We start from the raw sequence: 15,721 nt of genomic DNA, 5'->3' as shown, positions 1-15,721 counted from the left end.
GACTCTAGACGTCGCCCCGGCACCGCTCAACCGAGGCTCAGCCGGTAGTGTTCTTAATGTGTCTGATCTCCTCACCCAGTCCTTCCGCTTTGCCGATCCCCGCGACCTCGCCGATCTCAGGACCTACGCCACGCGCGCCAAGGCCATCGACGACGGCGCCATCCGCCTCCAGGCCGCTGGCCCGGTCCTGGCCGCCTACGTCTGCGTGCTCCGGCCCCGGCTGCTGGGGGAGTCCACCCCCACCATCCTGGGGCTGCGGACCATGGCGCTGGCAGAACCGTCCACCACGGATGTCACCGTGCCGATCGCGGCGGTGCTTGACCGGCTCGCGCGGGCAGGGGAGAACGACGCCGAACTCCCGGTTCCGCCGTCGACGGTCACCGAGTCATGGGCCGGCGTGGGAGCGCCGCGCAGCGGCTGGGAGCTGATCGCTTCGGTGCCGGACGCCGTCCTGAGGAAAGCCGCGGAAGCGGGCATCGCCGAGGTGGCCGGAATCGTGCCGGACAAGCCGGGCGCCCTGATCGTCAACAACGCCCGCGCCGCAGTATGGGGCCGCGAACTGGAGGGACTGTCCGGCCTTCCCGCCGGCGCAGCCTTTGCCGCGCTGGCCCTCGGATTCCTCGGCAGCGACGAACAGCGCCTGTACCGGGCAGGCCGCTGGTTCCGGCTCAGCGGCAGCCGCGGGCATGTCCTGGCCAGGACCGGCGCTGGCCTGCCGTAGCCGGGCTTAGGGCTCAGACGGGCTGTTCACCATGGACAGTGCCGCCCGTTCCATGTAGTCCCACAGCGTGCCCTCGTACAGCGGCGGCAGTTCGAGCGAGTCCACGGCCGTGCGCATGTGGTACAGCCAGCGATCCTTGGCCTCGGGCGTGACCCGGAACGGAATATGGCGCATCCGCAGCCTCGGGTGGCCGCGCTCTTCGCCGTACGTCGTGGGCCCGCCCCAGTACTGCTCAAGGAACATCAGGAAACGCCGCTTGGCCGGAGCCAGATCCTCTTCCGGGTACATCGGGCGCAGCAGCGGGTCGGTGGCCACGCCGTCGTAAAACACGTCGATGAGCTTCACGAACGTCTCGTGGCCGCCCACGGCATCGTAAAAGTTGTCCGTGTAGCCGGGCTGGCTGAACGGGTCATTGCGCATCAGTTGCCGGGGCGCGTTGGGCTCGGAGGGAGTGGGAACGGTCATTGCTATTCTCCGGCCTTTTGCTGCGGTCCGTGCTGGGGTTCTGCCTCGAGCGGACCGTCGGCCGGCTCATCGGCGGGAGCCACGTAATTGCCCTGGGACCTGTTGCCCACGCGGAGGATTTCACCGTTGCGCAGGTACCAGATGGCCCCGTTCTCATCACGGAGCCGGGTGATGCGCAGGCCAATCGATTCGACGACGCCCACCACTTCGCTGGTCTCGATGATGTCGCCGATGCCGTACTGGTCCTCGATGGTGATGAAGATTCCGGCCAGGAAGTCGCGGATCAGCTGCTGGGCACCAAAACCGATGGCGATACCGAGGATACCGACGCTTGTCAGCAGCGGGGCGACGTCCACGTCAAGGTTCTTGAGCACGTAGATGCTGGTGATCACGGCGATGACCACGCCCACCACGCTGTTCAGCAGCGATCCGATGGTGTTGGCGCGCTGGACCCGCCGCTCGTGGTCGAGGGCGCGCAGGGCGGGAGCGACCCACCTGAAGTGCGGCTTCTTGAACAGCGATGTTCCGCTGGCGACACTCTTGGTGATCCGGGAGATCACGAAGCTCGCCAGCAGCCACAGGATGACGCCTGCGCCGAGGCTGATCGCGATGCCGGCCACGTCGAACCCGGTGGGCTCCAGCGAGGCCGAAGGCGTTGTAAACATGCTGTACATCTGTGGGGATGCTCCTTGCTGCTGTCCGACGGCGGCAGGGGGTATCCGCCGGTCTTCCGGCGGCGGCCTGCTCTCTGGTCACTTTTAAGCGTAGCGGTGTATGCCGCTGGCTAACTTCCGGCCGCTGTGGTATCCGGAACGTGCAGGACAGGGAAATTTACGCTGCGGGCGATGAAACACAGGGCGTTGGCCTCGCGGTGCATTTCCTCGGCCAGCTCGATGTGGGCGGCGTCGGCGACTGTTACCCGCGGCCGGAGGGTCACATTTTCGAACTGCCCGCTGCCGTCGCGGTTGAGCCGCATCATGCCGGTTGCGTTGTCCTCATACGACATGACGACGACGCCGTGCTTCACCGCCACGTGCAGGAAGGACAGCATGTGACACTGGGCGAGAGCCGTCAGGAGCAGCTGCTCGGGGTTGTACCGCGACCGGTGGCCGCGGAACGTGGGGTCGGCGGAGCCCTTGAGGACCGGCAGCCCCGGAATCTCGACGTCGTGGTCCCGGGAGTACTCCCGGTAGGACGACGTGCCGCTTCCAAGGTTGCCGGTCCAGCGGACAGTCAGTGAATAGTTGTGCTCATCAAGGCCCATGCCGCCAGTTTAGAACGCCCGCAGTGAGGCCGCCCGCCGTCCGCTGCTCAGACGTGCGCCGCTCAGGCGTCGGCCGCGCGTGCCCGCAGGGCCCGGGCAACGCCGTCGCGGTTTTCCAGCATCATGCGGCGCAGCGCCGCGCTGTCCTCCGGGAGGGACGCCAGGAACTCGTCGGTGCGGTCCACGGTGGCCTGCGTGGTCAGCTGCGCCGGGTAAAGCCCGACGACGATCTGCTGCGCCAGTGCAAAGGTCCGCTCCGCCACGATGCCGGGGACGGCCGCGAAGTACTTCTCCGCGTACGGCTCCAGCAGTGCGGTGTCCAGTACCCGGGTGAAGCCGGTGACGGCAGAGCCCTGGATGGCCTTGGAGACCTCGCCCTTGACCACGATCGACTCCCACGCCGCCGCCTTGGCCTCCGCCGTGGGGATGGCGGCCGTCGCCAGTGCCGCCGCGTTCTGCCCGCTGGAGGTGTTGTCCCGCTCCAGTTCCGCGTCGATCTGTTCCTGGCCCATCCGTCCACCCACCACGAGCGAAGCCACCAGTTCCCAGCGCAGGTCCTGGTCGACCGTCAGCCCGTCCAGGGTGACCGAGCCGTCCAGCAGCCCCGCCACGTTGTCCAGCTGGGCACTGCTCCTGGCCAGCAGGGCGTAGGACTTGATGAACTGCAGCTGCGCGTCCGAGCCGCCGGGAACCGTCGAGGCGAGCTCCCAGAGCCGGTCTCCGGCAGCCACCGACGTCGCTTCGCGGTGTTCCTCCGCCACGTAGAAGGTGAGCGTGGTGGCCAGCTGCCGCAGCTGGACCAGGATCACCGACGAGTCGCTCTCGGAGGCGATGTTGGCCAGGATCAGGTCCACATAGCCGCGGGCCGGGCTCTCGCCGTCGCGGGCGGCGTCCCAGGCGGAGCCCCACACGAGGGTGCGCGGCAGGCTTTCCCGGAAGTCCTTCAGGTGCGACTTGGCGGTTGCGAGGGACTTTTCATCAAGCCGGACTTTGGCGTAGGCGAGGTCGTCGTCGTTGAGCAGGACCAGGTCCGGCCGGCGGAGGCCGGCGAGTTCCGGGACGTCGGTCCGTTCGCCGTCGACGTCCAGCTCCTCGCGGTGGACGCGCTCCAGCTTTCCTTCGTCGGTGACGTCGTAGAAACCCACGGCCAGCCGGTGCGGGCGGAGGGTGGGCTGGTCTTCCACGGCGGACTGCAGGATTGCGAAGGACGTGATGGTGCCGTCGGCGTCGACTGTCAGCTCCGGCTTGAGCGAATTCACCCCGGCCGTTTCGAGCCACAGACGGCCCCACTGGTCCAGGTCGCGTCCGCTGGCCTTCTCCAACTCGATCATCAGGTCGCCCAGCTCGGTGTTCTTCCAGGAGTGCTTGGCGAAGTATTCGCGGACACCGGCCATGAACTGCTCCGGACCCACCCAGGCCACGAGCTGGCGCAGCACGGAGGCGCCCTTCGCGTAGGTGATGCCGTCGAAGTTCACCTCGACGTCCTGGAGGTCGTTGATCTCGGCAAAGATGGGATGGGTGGTGGGGAGCTGGTCCTGCCGGTAGGCCCAGGACTTCTCCACGGATGCAAACGTGGTCCAGGCGCTCTGGAACTTCGTGTTCTCCACCGCGGCGAGGTGGGACATGTACTCGGCAAAGGACTCGTTGAGCCAGAGGTCGTTCCACCAGCGCATGGTCACCAGGTCCCCGAACCACATGTGGGCCAGTTCGTGCAGGACCGTGATGGCGCGACGTTCCACCTGGGCCTCCGGAACCTTGCCCCGGAACACGTAGCCTTCGAGGATGGTCACGGCCCCGGCGTTTTCCATGGCTCCGGCGTTGAATTCAGGGACGAACAGCTGATCGTACTTTTCGAAGGGGTAAGGGCAGCCGAACTGCGCTTCGAAGAACTCGAACCCCTGCCGCGTGAGCTCGAAAATGTTGTCGGCGTCGAGGTACTGCATGAGCGACTTCCGGGCGAACACGCCCAGCGGCACCACCCGGCCGTCGGAGCTGGTGACGTCGCTGCGCACGGACTGGTAAGGGCCGGCGATCAGGGCCGTGATGTAGGAGGACAGCCGGGGCGTGGCGCCGAACTCCCAGACCGAGCGGGCACCGCCGTCCGTCCCGGGGGAGGTCTCCACGGGAGCCGGAGTGGGGGAGTTGGAGATGATGTCCCAGTGCGACGGCGCCGTCACACTGAACCTGAACGTGGCCTTGAGGTCCGGCTGTTCGAAGACGGCGAACATGCGGCGGGAGTCAGGAACCTCGAACTGGGTGTACAGGTACACCTCGCCATCCACCGGATCAACGAAGCGGTGCAGGCCCTCGCCGGTGTTCATGTAGGGGGCATCCGCCACCACAGTGAGCTCATTGTGTTCTGCGAGGTCCGGCAGGTGGATCCGGACGCCGTCGGATACCTCGGCGGGATCGAGTTCACGGCCGTTCAGGGTCACGCTGTGGACGGTCTGCGTCACGGCGTCAATGAACGTCGAGGACCCTGGCGCGGCCGTGAACTTCACCGTGGTGGTCGATCCGAAGACTTTCTCGCCCGTGGTCAGGTCCAGGCTGACATCGTAGGATTCGACGGCGATCAGGTCGGCGCGCTCGCGTGCTTCGGCGCGCGTCAGGTTCATGCCTGGCAAGGTGGTGCCTCCAGAGGTCTTGGTTGCCGGACAAGCACCAGCCTGCCGGTCAGTTCGTCACTGTGAAGTCATTGTTTCATTACCGGGACCATTGGCAAGTTGCGCGGATCACTTTCTCCGCGTCGGCGCAGGCTCCGGGGTAGCGTTAAGGCATGGGAAAGTTCCTCGAATCGGTGGACATCAAGGCACTGCGGTTCGCCATCGGTTTCCCCCTGTTGCTGGCTACCGGCTTCGCAGTCTGTGCCGTCCTGCTGCGGCCCGATCTTCCGGATCCTCTGGCGGTCCGCTGGGACGACGGCGGCGGAACGGCCTTTGCGCCGTTCCCCGTCTATGTGGGGGTCGGGTCCGCCATGATCGTCGTGGCCGGCTGGCTGGTGCTGCTGCAGGCCGCGCCGCTGTCACGCCCCACCGTGATGCGCCGCATCATGATGGGCGCCGGGCTGACGGTCAGCCTGTTTGTCACCAGCGTGCTGGCGGCGGGACTGGTGGGACAGGCCGGGATCACCGATGCCCGGGATTCCGAAGTGGACCTCATCGTGCTGGCCATGGGGAGCGGGGCCGCTCTCTCGCTCGGCGTCATCATCGGGTTTGTCTTCAAAGCGGACCAGCAGTGGACTCCGGAGGATGACCGCGCCCTGCAGCAGGCCCTGGAACTGGAACTCGATCCCGAGCTGGCCACCGATTCGATCAGATTATGGGTTCACGCCCGCAGCTCTGTCTTTGTCATGATCGGCGTTGCGAGCCTGTTCCCGGCCTCACTCATTTCGATTGCCGTTCCCTGGCTGGGCGCCCTGCTGGTTGCCGCGGCCATCATCGGCGCCGCATTCCTTTTTGCCAGGGTCACGGCGGATCGCAGCGGACTGAGGGTTTTCGTTGCCGGGATACTGCGGGTCGTGGACGTGCCCGCGGAGGCCATCTCGGCTGCCGCTCCGGCGGACGTCCGCGCGGCCGACTATGGCGGCTGGGGCTACCGCCACCACGGCGGAACAGCAGCCGTGCTCGTGAGCAGCGGGCCCGCCGTCGTCGTCCGCAAGACTGACGGCCACCGCCTCGCGGTGAGCGGCGGAAACTCCGACTCGGCCGCGCGCCTCGCCGAGGTCCTGACGCGGGTGGCTGCCCGGGCCCGCCGCGAAGGCCGCCCTCCTTCCCCAGGCGACGGGGGCGCGTAGCTTCCTGCAGCCCACGGAGACGCAGCTAGTACTCTTGGATCTGTTGATCTGACCTGTACCAGCCGGGCCGCGCCCCGGTGCTCATGACTGAACGGAAGCTACCGTGACCACTACTCCTGCATTCCCGCGGGTCCACATCGCCACCGACCACGCCGGCATGGAGCTGAGCGCCCACCTGGTGAGCCACCTGTCCGCGAAGGGCTATGACGTGGTGGACCACGGCCCGAAGGAATATGACGCCTTGGACGATTACCCGTCCTTTTGCATCAATGCGGCGCTCGCGGTCGTGGCCGACCAGTCAGCCGGCGTGCATGCCCTGGGCATCGTGTTGGGCGGCTCCGGCAACGGCGAGCAGATCGCTGCCAACAAGGTAAAGGGTGTCCGCGCGGCACTGGCCTGGAACCACTCCACGGCCGTCCTGGCGCGCGAGCACAACGACGCCAACGTCGTGGCCGTCGGCGGCCGCCAGCACAGCGTCGAGGAAGCAACTGCCCTGATCGAGGCATTCCTGCAGGAGCCGTTCAGCAACGACGAGCGCCACATCCGCCGGATCGGCAAGATCGCAGCCTATGAAACCACCGGCGAGGTCGTCGAGTAGTGCCTGAAGGGCACTCCATCCACCGGCTGGCCCGCCAGTTCGGTGACGTCTTCGCCGGCGAGCCGCTTGCCGTGACCAGCCCCCAGGGCCGCTTCGCCGCCGGGGCGGCGCTCCTGGACGGGCGCACGCTGCTGCGCGCCGACGCGCACGGGAAGCATCTGTTCCTGCGCTTCGACCACGGAATGGTCCTGCACGTCCATCTCGGCCTCTACGGTGCGTGGGACTTCGGCGGGGACAGCGAGTTCCGGGGCGCGTCCAGCATCGGCGCGCCGCGGAAAGTGGGGGAGCGGGAGGTTTTCGACGACGGTCCGCCGGAGGCCGAAGGCGACACATCAGGCTACGCCGGCCCGCCCGCGCCCGTCGGCGCTGTGCGCGTCCGGCTGATCGGCAGCCACGGCTGGGCCGACCTGCGCGGAGCCACCACCTGCGCGGCGATCACCGAGGCGGAAGCGGAGGGGGTGCTTGCCCGGCTCGGCCCCGACCCGCTGCACAAACCTGACCCGCTGCAGAATCCGGATCCGCGCCGCAACGGGAGCGGCGGCCGGGAGGACTTTATCCGGCGTGTGCTGGCGCGCCGGACGCCGCTGGCGTCCCTGCTGATGGATCAGAAGGTGATTGCCGGCGTCGGGAATGTGTACCGGGCCGAAGTGCTGTTCCGCCGGCGGCTGGATCCCTGGCTTCCCGGCCGCTCGCTGTCGGCGGAGGCGGCGGGCCTCCTGTGGGATGACACGGCCGCGGTGATGGCCGACGGCGTCCGCGACGGCAGGATCATCACCACGACAGCAGTTTTCTGGAGCGGATCGGGTCCGTTGCCGCCGGCCGAAGACGCGCATTTCGTCTACCGACGCCACGGGCAGCCCTGCCGCATCTGCGGCACTGCCGTGGCCCTGGCTGAGCACGCTGCCCGCAAACTTTACTGGTGCCCGTCATGCCAGCGTCCGGCCTGAGCCTGGCCTCTCGGTAGTGAATCGAAAAGTGAGACCACGAAAAAGGGCCCCTCTGGGAGGGGCCCTTTGCTGGAGGGGACGACGGGAATCGAACCCGCGTAATCAGTTTGGAAGACTGAGGCTTTACCATTAAGCTACGTCCCCGTAAGAAAGCGTTCCGGCCGGTTGGCCTTCACTCATCTTTCGGACTGGCTGTTGAAGCCGGATATAACTAAACCTAATTCATGCCCCACGTGTCAAATGTGCAAAGCCGGCAGGTATGAACGTAGACTGTCCTGTGCATTACGGGGTGTAGCTCAGCTTGGCTAGAGCACCTGCTTTGGGAGCAGGAAGTCGCAGGTTCAAATCCTGTCACCCCGACTCTGCGGCCCGGGCCGATGGCCCGGGCAGAATTACGCGTTTGCAGAACCCCATCCAACAAAACCAGGAGTACTTAGACTGTGAAGAGCGCTGTCGAGAACCTCACCCCCACGCGGGTCAAGCTCAATGTTGAGGTCCCCTTTGAGGAATTGAAGCCCAGCATCGAAGAGGCATACAAGACTGTTGCTTCCCAGATCCAGGTCCCTGGCTTCCGGAAGGGCAAGGTCCCCTCCAAGCTGATCGACCAGCGCGTCGGCCGCGGCTACGTGCTGGAGACCGCCATCAACGAAGGCCTCAACGGCTGGTACCAGGCCGCCGTTCAGGAATCGGGCATCCGCCCCCTGAGCCGTCCCGAGGTTGAGATCACCGAGGTTCCGGATCCGTCCGCAACCGACGGCGAGCTCAAGTTCCACGCCGAGGTTGACGTCCGCCCGGAGATCGAACTTCCCGACTACGCCGGCATCAAGGTTGAAGTTGCCGCTGCGGAGTCTTCCGAGGCCGACGTCGACAAGGCACTGGACGAACTGCGCGGCCGGTTCGGCACGCTGAAGTCCGTGGACCGCCCCGCTGCCGACGGTGACTTCCTCACCATTGACATCACGGCAACCATCGACGGCGCCGAGGTTGACTCGGCTTCGGGCCTGTCCTACCAGGTGGGTGCCGGCACCATGCTCGAAGGCATGGACGAGGCAGTCACCGGCCTGAGCGCCGATGAAGACGCCATCTTCGACACCACCCTCGTGGGCGGCGACCACGCCGGCGAAGCCGCGCAGGTCAAGGTCGTAGTCAAGTCCGTCAAGGAGCGCGAGCTGCCTGAGGCCAACGACGACTTCGCCCAGCTGGCTTCCGAGTTCGACACGCTGGCCGAACTGCGCGAAGACCTCGCCAAGCAGGCTGCTGACTCCAAGATCGTCGAGCAGGGCGTCGAGGCCCGCGACAAGGTCCTGGACAAGCTCGTCGAGCTCGTTTCGGTGCCCGTTCCGGAATCCGTTGTCGAAGAGCAGCTGGAAACCCACTTCAAGGCCGAGAACTCCCACGGTGAAGGCGAGCACGACACCGAAGAGCACCGCGCCGAGGTCAAGGCCAACACCGAGCGTGCCTTCCAGAACGAAATCATCCTCGACGCCATCGCCGAGAAGGAAGAAGTGGGCGTCAGCCAGAACGAGCTGATCGACTACATCGTCACCACCGCCAGCCAGTACGGCATGGACCCGAACCAGTTCGCTCAGATCATCGACCAGAGCGGCCAGGTCCCCATGATGGTCTCCGAGGTCCGCCGCCGCAAGGCGCTGGCCGTTGTTCTCGGCCAGGCTGAGGTCACGGACTCCGAGGGCAACAAGGTTGACCTGAGCGACTTCGTCCGCCCCGGCGGCGAAGAGGCTGCTGCCGCCGAAGGCGAGGCGGCAGAAGAGGCTGCAGCCGAGGTCGCCCCGAGCGACGATCCCGCTGCGGCGAAGTTCTAGTAGCTCAGATATTTCAGCAGTGAAGTTCCAGTAACTGGCAGCTGCGGACAAGCCCCCCGATCCCTGGATCCGGGGGCTTGTCCCTTTAAGCCCCGACAACCGGGGGAACCCGGAATTTACGCGGACGATGCGGTCTGCGGCAATCGTGCGCCGTCAGCGAACAGCGCGATTCCGGAGAACAAAACCGCAGCGAAAGCGGTTAGTGTCCAAGTAGAGAAGTTCAGTGATGTCACCGTCACCAGCGAGAGGTAAGTACACATGTCACAGCAAGCAGGGGCGCCCCGCATGGCAACTGTCGATCCGGCAGCCCAGGACAACTACATTTACAACCGCCTGCTGAAAGAGCGCATCATCTGGCTTGGGTCCGAGGTCCGCGATGAAAACGCCAACGCGATCTGCTCGCAGCTGCTGCTCCTTTCCGCAGAGGATCCCAACAAGGACATCTACCTCTACATCAACTCTCCCGGCGGCTCCGTGACGGCCGGCATGGCCATCTATGACACCATGCAGTTCATCACCAACGACGTCGTCACCGTCGCCACCGGCCTCGCCGCCTCCATGGGCCAGTTCCTGCTGTCGTCCGGCACCAAGGGCAAGCGGTACGCCACTCCGAACGCCCGCATCCTGATGCACCAGCCGTCCGGCGGCATCGGCGGCACCGCCTCGGACATCAAGATCCAGGCCGAGCTCATCCTGCACATGAAGAAAGTCATGGCGGAACTGACGGCCGATCAGACCGGTCAGACGGTGGAGACAATCCTCAAGGATAACGACCGTGACAAGTGGTTCACCGCCACCGAAGCACTGGAGTACGGCTTCTTTGACAAGATCTCCGCGCATGCCGGCTCGGTAGCCGGCGGCGGCGGAACTGCCCAGAAATAACCGGCACGTAGAGCGAACTGAATCCAGGAGTAAATGACATGAACTACAACTTCGGCTCGACTGCCGGCAACCTGCCGACCAGCCGCTACGTGCTGCCCCAGTTCGAGGAGCGCACGCCGTACGGCTTCAAGCGCCAGGACCCCTACACCAAACTCTTCGAAGACCGCATCATCTTCCTCGGCGTGCAGGTGGACGACGCCTCGGCGGACGACGTCATGGCACAGCTGCTGGTCCTGGAGTCCACGGACCCGGACCGCGACATCACCCTGTACATCAACTCGCCGGGCGGCTCGTTCACCGCCATGACCGCAATCTACGACACGATGACGTACATCCGCCCGGAAATCCAGACCGTCTGCCTGGGCCAGGCCGCCAGCGCCGCTGCCGTCCTGCTCGCTGCGGGAACACCCGGCAAGCGGCTTGCCCTGCCCAACGCCCGCGTCCTGATCCACCAGCCTTCGCTGTCCGGCGGCCAGGGTGGTCAGGCTTCCGACCTCGAGATCCAGGCAGCCGAGGTCATGCGGATGCGCTCCTGGCTCGAGGACACCCTGGCCAAGCACTCCGGCCGGACGCCGGAGCAGGTCAACAACGACATCGAGCGCGACAAGATCCTTACCGCCGCCGAGGCCATGAATTACGGCCTCATTGACCAGGTTCTGGATTCGCGCAAGATCAAGCCGCAGGCGATTGTCAGGTAAGAGGCTGTTCCCGGCGCCGGTGAGGTTCAGATTTTTTGGGCCGCACCGGCGTTCGGTTTCCACCCCTCGGGCCGAATGTGACCTAGAGTGGATGTAATCACGGCCCGATCCGCGAGGGGATGGCCGTGATTCAAGCAACCGGTGCACAGCTGCACTCGCAGCAAGATACTAAGGGGTTCACATATGGCTCGGATTGGCGAGAGCACGGATCTGCTCAAGTGCTCTTTCTGCGGAAAGAGCCAGAAGCAGGTGCGCAAGCTCATTGCCGGGCCCGGCGTCTATATCTGCGACGAGTGCATTGAGCTCTGCAACGAGATCATTGAAGAAGAGCTCGCGGAAGTAGCCGATCTGGGCAGCTTCGAACTGCCCAAGCCCCGAGAGATCTTCGACTTCCTGCAGGAATACGTCATCGGCCAGGAACCCGCCAAGCGTTCCCTCGCCGTCGCCGTCTACAACCACTACAAGAGGATCCAGGCCGGCCACGCCCCCAAGAGCGGCAGCCTGGCGGACGGCGTCCATCACGACGACGTCGAAATCGCAAAGTCCAACATCCTCCTGATCGGCCCCACCGGCTGCGGCAAGACCTACCTGGCGCAGACCCTGGCGCGCCGGCTGAACGTGCCGTTCGCCGTTGCCGACGCCACGGCCCTGACCGAGGCCGGCTACGTCGGCGAGGACGTCGAAAACATTCTGCTCAAGCTCATTCAGGCCGCGGATTACGACGTCAAGAAGGCCGAGCAGGGCATCATCTACATCGACGAGATCGACAAGATCTCCCGGAAGAGCGAAAACCCCTCGATCACCCGTGACGTCTCCGGCGAGGGCGTCCAGCAGGCCCTGCTCAAGATCCTCGAGGGCACCGTAGCGTCGGTTCCGCCGCAGGGCGGGCGCAAGCACCCGCACCAGGAATTCATCCAGATCGACACCACCAATGTCCTCTTCATCGTCGCTGGCGCCTTTGCCGGCCTGGAGGACATCATCGGTTCGCGGTCCGGACGCAAGGGCATCGGTTTCGGAGCCCCGCTGAACGAGGTCAAGAACACCACCGACTCCTACGGCGAAGTGATGCCGGAGGACCTGCTCAAGTTCGGACTCATTCCGGAGTTCATCGGCCGCCTGCCGGTCATCACCACGGTGTCGAACCTGGACCGTGCCGCGCTGATCCAGATTCTTTCCACTCCCAAGAACGCCCTGGTGAAGCAGTACCAGAAGATGTTCCAGCTGGACGGCGTGGAACTCGTGTTCGACGACGCCGCGCTGGACCTCATCGCCGACCAGGCCCTGGAGCGGGGAACCGGCGCCCGCGGGCTCCGCGCCATCATGGAGGAAGTCCTCCTGCCGGTGATGTTCGACCTGCCCAGCAGGGACGACATCGCCAGCGTGGTGATCACGGCCGACGTCGTAGCCAAGAAGGCGCAGCCCACCATGATCGCCCACGACGTCGTGGCCAAACGGCGGAATAAATCCGCCTAGTTCGTCGCTGTCGCTGATGGTGTGCCTGCGGTACACCATTCCCTGCTGACCTCCACGTGATGCACCTGCGCGTTGCATCTGGGCGCCGCCGCCCGTTCTCCATGCACCGGCGTGCCCACCACGACCAGAGAAGGAAACACCCATGACTGAAACCACTTCCAACAAGGCCGATTTCTGGTTCGATCCGCTCTGCCCCTTCGCATGGATCACTTCCCGCTGGATCGGCGAGGTGGAGGGCGTCCGTGACATCGCCACCGAGTGGCACGTGATGAGCCTTTCCGTGCTGAACGAGGGCCGGGACCTGGATCCCAAGTACCGCGAAGCCATGGACAAGGCATGGGGACCGGTCCGCGTCATCATCGCCGCCCAGGAACAGCACGGCGACCACGTGGTCAAGCCGCTCTATGACGCCATGGGATCGCAGATCCACGACGGCGGCCAGATTGACTTCTCGATCGTCATCAGCAAGGCACTCGCCGACTGCGGCCTGCCGGCGGAACTGGCCGCGGCCGCAGAGTCCGACGCATTCGACGTCCAGCTGCGAGCCAGCCACCAGCAGGGCATCTCCCTCGTGGGCCAGGATGTCGGGACGCCCGTGGTGGCCTTCAACGGCACCGCGTTCTTTGGCCCCGTGCTGACCCGCATTCCCCGTGGCGAGGAGGCCGGCCGGCTGTGGGACGCCACGGTCACCCTCGCGTCCTACCCGCACTTCTTCGAGATCAAGCGCAGCCGGACCGAGAGCCCGGCTTTCGACTAGCAATCGGCCTGTAGGCCAGCGTTTGAGGCGCCAGGAGCCCCGGTAGAACTACATCAGAGTAGTTCTACCGGGGCTCTTGCGCATCCAAACCAGGGGGACAACAATGGTTCTTACCCACTTCGAAAGAAGAGGGACGCAAGAACCAAAGATTCAGTGACACTCATCCGACGCAGCCTTCGGCAAAGTCAGATGATGGCTACCAGTGACAAGGTAGGAAGACCTGAAATTTCTGAGGATCTTGCCAGACTGTCAAAGATGTCACCAGACAGCCGAAAAGTCGAAGCCCCACCAACGGCAAAACGCTGATGGGGCTTCCCCTTTGCCCTAAATGCGGTGCCCCCAGAAACTTGCCCGAACAGCCCGGCCAGGTGTGTCCATGAGCAGTGAACCAATCGCGGACTACGCCCTCCTGTCGGACTGCTGCTCCGGTGCGCTGGTGAGTGCGGCCGGCTCCGTGGACTGGCTCTGCTTCCCCCGCTTCGACAGCCCCTCGGTGTTCGGCCGGATCCTCGGCCCCGAGGCGGGATACTGGTCGATCCGGCCTGCGGGCGCCCACTCCTCGACCCGGCGCTACCTCGGACCCACGTTGGTCCTGGAAACCACCCACACGTCCGCCGAGGGGTGCGTGACCGTCACGGATGCCCTCGCCCTCGGTGACGGCCGGCGGGGCCACGAGCTCGGTGCGGACTCTCCGGGCACCTTACTGCGACAGGTGTCCTGCACGCAGGGCTCGGTCGACGTCGACATCGTCTTTTGCGCCCGACCCGACTATGGCCTCGCCCGGCCGATGCTCAGCGCAGCCGACGGCGGTATCCTGGTCCGCGCGGGAGATGCGGTCCTGTCGTTCTCGACCCCGGCGACCTTCCAGCTCAACACAGACGCCAGCACCGACACCGACACCGCGCAGGCGCGCCTCACCCTCGTCGCCGGAGACGTTGTCGGCTTTGCCCTCGACTCCCTGGCCCGCGGGAGCGGGGCCACGGAGTTCTGGAGCCAGGATGACATCGGACGCAGGCTCGAGGATACCGTCCAGGGCTGGGCCAGCTGGTCCCGGATGCACCAGAACTACCGTGGCCCGTGGCAAGAGCTCGTGGCCGGCAGCGGACGCATTCTGCAGGCGCTGAGCTACTACCCGAGCGGCGCCATCGTGGCCGCCCCGACAACGTCGCTGCCGGAGGTGGCCGGCGGCACGCGCAACTGGGACTACCGCTACAGCTGGATCCGGGACGCCAGCATGACCCTGCAGGCCCTGTGGGTGGCGGCCTGCCCGGATGAGGCCGGGAAGTTCTTCCAGTTCCTGGCCACCGCGGCCGCCAGCCAGCTGGCCGGCGGCGAGGAACTGCAGATCATGTTCGGCGTCGGTGGGGAACGGGAGCTCCCCGAACGCGAACTCGCACACTTGCCGGGCTGGCGCGGCAGCGCTCCGGTCCGGGTGGGCAACGGCGCCTGGAACCAGCGCCAGCTCGACGTCTACGGCGAGCTTCTGGACGCTGCCGCAACCTTGCCGCAGTATCTCGCGGAGCTGGCACCGGAAACACGGAAGTTCCTCGCCGACGCCGCGGACTCGGCCGCCGCGCGCTGGCGGTCCGCCGATCACGGCATCTGGGAAGTCCGCGGGGAGCCGCGCCACTACCTGCACTCCAAGCTCATGTGCTGGGTCGCCGTCGACCGCGCCATCTCCCTCGCTGGAATCCTGCAGTCAACCGAAAGGGTTCCGCGCTGGACGGAGGCGCGGGACGCGATTGCGGCGTCCATCCGCACCGAGGGGTGGAGCGGGGCAGCAAACGCCTACACCCAGGCCTACGGCTGTGACGACCTCGACGCTTCGGCCCTCATGCTCTGTATCGTGGGATTCCTGCCAGCCGATGATCCGGGGATGATCGCAACGATCGAGGCGATCGAGGAGCGGCTCACGGACCCTCGCGGCCTCGTGTACCGCTACCTGGCCGATGACGGCATGGCCGGGGAGGAAGGTACGTTCCTGCTGTGCACCTTCTGGCTGGCGCACGCCCTCGCCCTTGCCGGACGCACCCAACGCGCCCGGGCCGTGTTCGAGCAGGCGGCCGCGTTCGCCACGGACCTGGGCCTGCTGGCCGAAGAGGTCGCTCCGGACAGCAGCGAACTCCTGGGCAACTTCCCGCAGGCGTTCAGCCACATCGGCCTCGTCAATGCGGCCTGGGCGATCGGCGAAGCCGAGGACCGGGCGGCCGGCCCCTGAACCTGCAGACGAGCGACACGGCAGACGAGCGAGGGCGCCGGCCAGGTTTCCCTGGCACGGCGCCCTCGTCACTCTCCGGAGG

14 protein-coding genes and 2 tRNA genes are annotated in these 15,721 nt (G+C 65.8%); 11 read left to right on the top strand and 5 right to left on the bottom strand.

The features are described from left to right. The first annotated feature begins 58 nt into the window (after nucleotides 1-58). Nucleotides 59-721: a hypothetical protein gene (locus ASG92_RS04825; protein WP_056625215.1), complete on the top strand. Its 663-nt coding sequence runs from the start codon at nucleotides 59-61 to the stop codon at nucleotides 719-721. Between the two features lie 6 nt (nucleotides 722-727). Here the strand turns inward: ASG92_RS04825 and ASG92_RS04820 are convergent, their stop codons facing one another. The 4 genes from ASG92_RS04820 to pepN all read right to left on the bottom strand — a co-directional run bounded on the left by ASG92_RS04820 (nucleotide 728) and on the right by pepN (nucleotide 5,065). Then, nucleotides 728-1,186 (bottom strand): globin, encoded by a 459-nt coding sequence (locus ASG92_RS04820; RefSeq protein ID WP_056625213.1) that lies wholly within the window; start codon nucleotides 1,184-1,186, stop codon nucleotides 728-730. Nucleotides 1,187-1,188: 2 nt separating this feature from the next. Then, the gene (locus ASG92_RS04815) at nucleotides 1,189-1,860 is read right to left on the bottom strand and encodes a mechanosensitive ion channel domain-containing protein (RefSeq protein WP_056625210.1); all 672 of its coding nucleotides are present in this window, start codon (nucleotides 1,858-1,860) and stop codon (nucleotides 1,189-1,191) included. A gap of 110 nt (nucleotides 1,861-1,970) precedes the next feature. Next, nucleotides 1,971-2,450: an OsmC family protein gene (locus tag ASG92_RS04810; RefSeq protein WP_056625209.1), complete on the bottom strand. Its 480-nt coding sequence runs from the start codon at nucleotides 2,448-2,450 to the stop codon at nucleotides 1,971-1,973. 62 nt (nucleotides 2,451-2,512) lie between these two features. Then, on the bottom strand, nucleotides 2,513-5,065 hold the full coding sequence (pepN, locus tag ASG92_RS04805) for an aminopeptidase N (protein WP_056625206.1): 2,553 nt from the start codon (nucleotides 5,063-5,065) through the stop codon (nucleotides 2,513-2,515). Nucleotides 5,066-5,226: 161 nt separating this feature from the next. Here pepN and ASG92_RS04800 point away from each other — a divergent pair, with 161 nt between their 5' ends. The 3 genes from ASG92_RS04800 to ASG92_RS04790 all read left to right on the top strand — a co-directional run bounded on the left by ASG92_RS04800 (nucleotide 5,227) and on the right by ASG92_RS04790 (nucleotide 7,788). Continuing rightward, nucleotides 5,227-6,243: a hypothetical protein gene (locus tag ASG92_RS04800; protein ID WP_056625204.1), complete on the top strand. Its 1,017-nt coding sequence runs from the start codon at nucleotides 5,227-5,229 to the stop codon at nucleotides 6,241-6,243. A gap of 103 nt (nucleotides 6,244-6,346) precedes the next feature. Next, nucleotides 6,347-6,841 (top strand): ribose-5-phosphate isomerase, encoded by a 495-nt coding sequence (locus tag ASG92_RS04795; RefSeq protein ID WP_056625200.1) that lies wholly within the window; start codon nucleotides 6,347-6,349, stop codon nucleotides 6,839-6,841. Then, nucleotides 6,841-7,788, top strand: coding sequence for a DNA-formamidopyrimidine glycosylase family protein (locus ASG92_RS04790; RefSeq protein ID WP_056625197.1), 948 nt, complete (start codon nucleotides 6,841-6,843; stop codon nucleotides 7,786-7,788). Before ASG92_RS04795 ends, ASG92_RS04790 begins: the two co-directional genes overlap by 1 nt. 70 nt (nucleotides 7,789-7,858) lie before the next feature. Here ASG92_RS04790 and ASG92_RS04785 read toward each other — a convergent pair. Then, nucleotides 7,859-7,932: transfer RNA gene (locus ASG92_RS04785), tRNA-Gly, on the bottom strand. A 141-nt stretch (nucleotides 7,933-8,073) separates the two neighbouring features. Between ASG92_RS04785 and ASG92_RS04780 the strand changes: the two genes are divergently transcribed. The 7 genes from ASG92_RS04780 (at nucleotide 8,074) to ASG92_RS04750 (ending at nucleotide 15,639) form a co-directional block, all read left to right on the top strand. Continuing rightward, nucleotides 8,074-8,148: transfer RNA gene (locus tag ASG92_RS04780), tRNA-Pro, on the top strand. An 80-nt stretch (nucleotides 8,149-8,228) separates the two neighbouring features. After that, on the top strand, nucleotides 8,229-9,611 hold the full coding sequence (tig, locus tag ASG92_RS04775) for a trigger factor (protein ID WP_056625193.1): 1,383 nt from the start codon (nucleotides 8,229-8,231) through the stop codon (nucleotides 9,609-9,611). Between the two features lie 285 nt (nucleotides 9,612-9,896). Beyond that, nucleotides 9,897-10,493, top strand: coding sequence for an ATP-dependent Clp protease proteolytic subunit (locus ASG92_RS04770; protein WP_056625190.1), 597 nt, complete (start codon nucleotides 9,897-9,899; stop codon nucleotides 10,491-10,493). 38 nt (nucleotides 10,494-10,531) lie between these two features. After that, complete coding sequence (locus ASG92_RS04765) at nucleotides 10,532-11,191, top strand: ATP-dependent Clp protease proteolytic subunit (protein WP_056625188.1); 660 nt, start codon at nucleotides 10,532-10,534, stop codon at nucleotides 11,189-11,191. Between the two features lie 183 nt (nucleotides 11,192-11,374). Continuing rightward, the gene (clpX, locus tag ASG92_RS04760; RefSeq protein ID WP_056625185.1) at nucleotides 11,375-12,664 is read left to right on the top strand and encodes an ATP-dependent Clp protease ATP-binding subunit ClpX; all 1,290 of its coding nucleotides are present in this window, start codon (nucleotides 11,375-11,377) and stop codon (nucleotides 12,662-12,664) included. A 142-nt stretch (nucleotides 12,665-12,806) separates the two neighbouring features. Next, the gene (locus ASG92_RS04755; RefSeq protein WP_056625184.1) at nucleotides 12,807-13,421 is read left to right on the top strand and encodes a DsbA family protein; all 615 of its coding nucleotides are present in this window, start codon (nucleotides 12,807-12,809) and stop codon (nucleotides 13,419-13,421) included. 376 nt (nucleotides 13,422-13,797) lie between these two features. After that, nucleotides 13,798-15,639, top strand: a complete 1,842-nt coding sequence (locus ASG92_RS04750) for a glycoside hydrolase family 15 protein (protein ID WP_056625181.1) — start codon at nucleotides 13,798-13,800, stop codon at nucleotides 15,637-15,639. The last annotated feature ends 82 nt before the right edge of the window (nucleotides 15,640-15,721 follow it).

This window comes from Arthrobacter sp. Soil736 (assembly GCF_001428005.1).
GTDB lineage: Bacteria > Actinomycetota > Actinomycetes > Actinomycetales > Micrococcaceae > Arthrobacter.
This window is presented reverse-complemented; position numbering and strand designations above follow the sequence as displayed.